Source organism: Kocuria oxytropis, assembly GCF_040981195.1.
In the GTDB taxonomy this organism is placed as follows: Bacteria; Actinomycetota; Actinomycetes; order Actinomycetales; family Micrococcaceae; genus Kocuria; species Kocuria oxytropis.
The window spans coordinates 1-1442 of sequence record NZ_JAVFXA010000051.1; the positions used below are offsets into that span (position 1 = coordinate 1).

1 protein-coding gene is annotated in these 1442 nt (G+C 70.2%); it reads right to left on the reverse strand.

Annotated elements, in window-relative coordinates:
- Positions 1 to 6: 6 nt before the first annotated feature.
- Positions 7 to 1311, reverse strand: coding sequence for an ISL3 family transposase (locus QYM41_RS17505; RefSeq protein ID WP_368801047.1), 1305 nt, complete (start codon positions 1309 to 1311; stop codon positions 7 to 9).
- Positions 1312 to 1442 lie beyond the last annotated feature (131 nt).

Below are 1442 nucleotides of genomic sequence, written 5' to 3' on the forward strand. Positions count from 1 at the left end.
GGCCCTTCACAGATGAGCATGGGTAGGCGTCTTCCGCCACGGCCGGTGGCCGCCGGCGGCGAGCAGGGCGCGTAGCCGGTAGTTGTCGAAGTTGCGGAAGCCCCGGGCGACCCTGCGCATCGTCTCGATCACCCCGTTGACGGCCTCGGTGGGCCCGTTCGAGGCGCCGTTGGTGTCGAAGTAGGCCAGGATCGCGGCCCTCCAGCGGCGCAGTGTGCGCCCGAGCCGGGCGACTTCCGGGATCGGGCAGGTCGGGAAGGTGCCCAGGATCTCGGCGACGAGCCGGCGTCCGGCTTCGGGGCGGGCGTGGTAGACGGCGCGCAGCTTCTGGTAGCAGTGCCAGGCTAGGGTGACCTCGTGGTGCGGGTCCCCGGCTTCGAGCTTCGTGTTCAGGCGGGTGATCTGCTTGGGCGTGAGGTGCTCGGCGCCGATCTGCAGGGTGCGGCGGATCCCGTAGAGCGGGTCTCCGGCCCTCCCACGGTGGCCCAGGGTGTCCTGCTGCACCCTGCGGCGGACCTCGTCGACGACCTGGCCACCGAGTTTCACCACGTGGAAGGCGTCGAGCACCGTGATGGCCTCGGGGAGCTCGTCGCGGATCGCGTTGGCGCAACCGTGGAACGGGTCCAGCGTCGCCGTGCGGATCCCGCTCGTGAACCTCGGCCCCTGCTCGATGAGCCAGTCGCTGTAGGCGGCCCCGGTGCGACCCTTGACCAGGTCCAGAAGTCGCGCCCTGGGTCGGCCGTCCTCACCGCGGGAGTGGTCCACGATGCCGGTGACCAGCCCGGTGCCGGGCGGACCCACGTGGCGCCAGACGTGCTCGTCCACACCCAAGGCGTTGACCCCGGCCAGCCGGTCCTCTGCGGCCAACTGGTCCTCGATGACGGGTGCGATGGCGTGCCAGACAGTGTTCCAGGCGACCCCGAGCATCTCCGCCAGGGCCGAGACGGCGATGTCGTGGGAGCGCAGCTGGGCCACGGCCCAGGCGATCGCGCGGGTGGTGAGCTTGCCCCGCGGGGCCGCCAGCGAATGGATCTCGCTGAACGTCGAGATCTCGCAGGCATCCTCGAGGCACCGGTAGATTCGCTTGCGCCAGAGCACCCGCATCGGCACCCCAGCGCAGGGCAGATCGTGGAGCAGGACCTCCCGCCGGCCGTGGCCGGTGGCGAGCACACCGCAGGACGGACAGCCAACCAGTGCCGGCACTGTCTCTACGGCCAGGGCGAACGAACGCAGCCCGCGTTCCACGGCAAGCACGTGGACATCGGGCAGGTCGAAGAGCGCGCACGCAGGCGCGCAGATAGCATGAGACACGTCGAGGCCTTACAGGATGGGTAGATTCAGCACCTCTCATCCTGGAGGCCTCGACCTCTCCCCGGCCCTCACAACACGCCCTCCGGAACGTCCCCGCGCACCCCGCTGCCCATGCTCATCTGTGAAGGGCC